This window comes from Streptomyces phytophilus (assembly GCF_013870535.1).
Classification (GTDB): Bacteria; Actinomycetota; Actinomycetes; order Streptomycetales; family Streptomycetaceae; genus Streptomyces; species Streptomyces phytophilus.
In genome coordinates this window covers 1-2108 of the sequence record NZ_JACBXC010001078.1, presented here as the reverse complement: position 1 = coordinate 2108, position 2108 = coordinate 1, and the positions used below count along the sequence as shown (strand labels likewise).

Annotated in this window: 2 protein-coding genes; both read right to left on the bottom strand. The window is 74.4% G+C overall.

The window, feature by feature from the left end; all coding sequences use genetic code 11:
• Window positions 1–1548 (bottom strand): anthranilate synthase component I (locus H5J30_RS29235; protein WP_181790281.1); only part of this gene is annotated, 1548 nt, incomplete at its 3' end.
• A complete protein-coding gene (hisI, locus tag H5J30_RS29230) occupies window positions 1545–1922 on the bottom strand; it encodes a phosphoribosyl-AMP cyclohydrolase (protein WP_181790280.1) in 378 nt (125 codons plus the stop codon). The genes H5J30_RS29235 and hisI, both read right to left, overlap by 4 nt.
• Between the last annotated feature and the right edge of the window lie 186 nt (window positions 1923–2108).

Genomic DNA, 2108 nt, shown 5'->3' with positions numbered 1-2108 from the left:
CGCGCGCGACAGGTGCCCGGCCGCCGCGACCGCCCGCAGCACCGCCGCCGCCTTGTTGCGGCACTCCGCGTCCTCCGCCGCCGGGTCGGAGTCCGCCACGATCCCCGCGCCCGCCTGCACGTACGCCGTACCGTCGCGCAGCAGCGCCGTGCGGATCGCGATCGCGGTGTCGGCGTCGCCGGCGAAGTCCAGGTACCCGACGCAGCCGCCGTACAGCCCGCGCCGCGTGGGCTCCAGCTCCTCGATGATCTGCAGCGCCCGCGGCTTCGGCGCCCCCGACAGCGTCCCGGCGGGGAAGCAGGCGGTGAGCACGTCGAACGCGGTACGCCCCGGGGCGAGCCGGCCGGTGACCGTGGAGACGATGTGCATGACGTGGCTGTAGCGCTCGACGGACATGAAGTCCACGACCTCGACGCTGCCGGGCTCGCAGACCCGGCCGAGGTCGTTGCGCCCGAGGTCGACGAGCATCAGGTGCTCGGCGCGCTCCTTCTCGTCGGCGAGCAACTCCTCGGCCAGCGCCGCGTCCTGCTGCGGCGTGGCGCCCCGCGGGCGCGTACCCGCGATGGGGTGCAGCAGGGCGCGCCCGTCCTCGACCTTGACCAGCGCCTCGGGGCTGGAGCCGACGATGTCGAACGCGCTCCCTCCGCCCGCGGTGTCGCGGCCGCCGGTGTCGGGCAGCCGGATCAGATACATGTACGGGCTGGGGTTGGTGGCCCGCAGCACGCGGTAGACGTCGAGGGCGCTCGCGGCGCACGGCGTCTCGAACCGCTGCGAGGGCACGACCTGGAACGCCTCCCCCGCCCTGATGCGCTCCTTGATGTCCTCGACGGCGGCCCTGAACTCCGCGCCGCCCCACAGCTCCTCGTACTCCGGCAGCGCCGACGGCGGCAGCGGCGCGGCGCTCGCGGCGGCGGGGCGGGCGAGGTCGGCGGTCATCGCGTCGAGCCGGGCGACCGCGTCGTCGTACGCCTCGTCGACGCCCGTGTCGAGGTCGTTGTGGTTGATCGCGTTGGCGATCAGCAGGACGCTGCCGTCCCAGTGGTCGAGGACGGCGAGGTCGGAGGTGAGCAGCATCGTCATCTCCGGCAGCCGCAGGTCGTCCGCGGTGTGCTCGCCGATGCGCTCCAGCCGCCGCACGGCGTCGTACCCGAGGTAGCCGACCATGCCGCCGGTGAAGGGCGGCAGCGCGTCCCGGCCGTCGATGCCCACGTGCAGGTCGCGCGGGGTGTGCAGGGCCTCGACGGTGGCGCGCAGGGCGGCGAGCGGGTCGCCTTCCGTGGGCAGGCCGACGGGCGGGGTGCCGAGCCAGTGGGCGCGGCCGTCGCGCTCGGTGAGGGTGGCGGCGCTGCGCACGCCGACGAACGAGTAGCGCGACCACGTGCGGCCGTTCTCCGCCGACTCCAGCAGGAACGTGCCCGGCCGCTCGCCGGCCAGCTTGCGGTACAGCCCCACGGGGGTGTCACCGTCGGCGAGCAGCCGGCGCACGACGGGGATGACGCGGCGGTCCTTGGCCAGCGTGCGGAACGCCTCCCGGTCGGGGGCGGTCACTGGGCACCGCCCAGGGTCAGCTCCCGGCCGTCGAAGCAGGTGCGGCTGCCGGTGTGGCAGGCGGGGCCGACCTGGTCGACCCGGACGAGCACGGTGTCGGCGTCGCAGTCGAGCGCGACCGACTTCACGTGCTGCACGTGCCCGGACGTCTCGCCCTTGACCCAGTACTCCTTTCGGCTGCGGCTGTAGTACGTGCCGCGGCCGGTGGTCAGCGTGCGGTGCAGCGCCTCGTCGTCCATCCACGCCAGCATGAGCACCTCGCCGCTGTCGTACTGCTGCACGACGGCGGGCAGCATGCCGTCGGCGTTCCGCTTCAGGCGCGCCGCGACGGCGGGATCGAGGTCGGAGGGCCGCGCGGGCCGGTTGCCGGTCATGGGGCCATTGTGCCAACAGGGACGGACACACCACGGTGTCGGACGGCGCGGCGCGCGCGGCCGGGGATGGCCCTTCCCGTACATCGGAACGTGTCGATAGGGCATGCTTCGCCCATGACCAACCCACCTCCGGATCCGCCCGGGAGACCGCGCGGGCCGAAGACCGTCACCGCCGCGGTGGCCGCG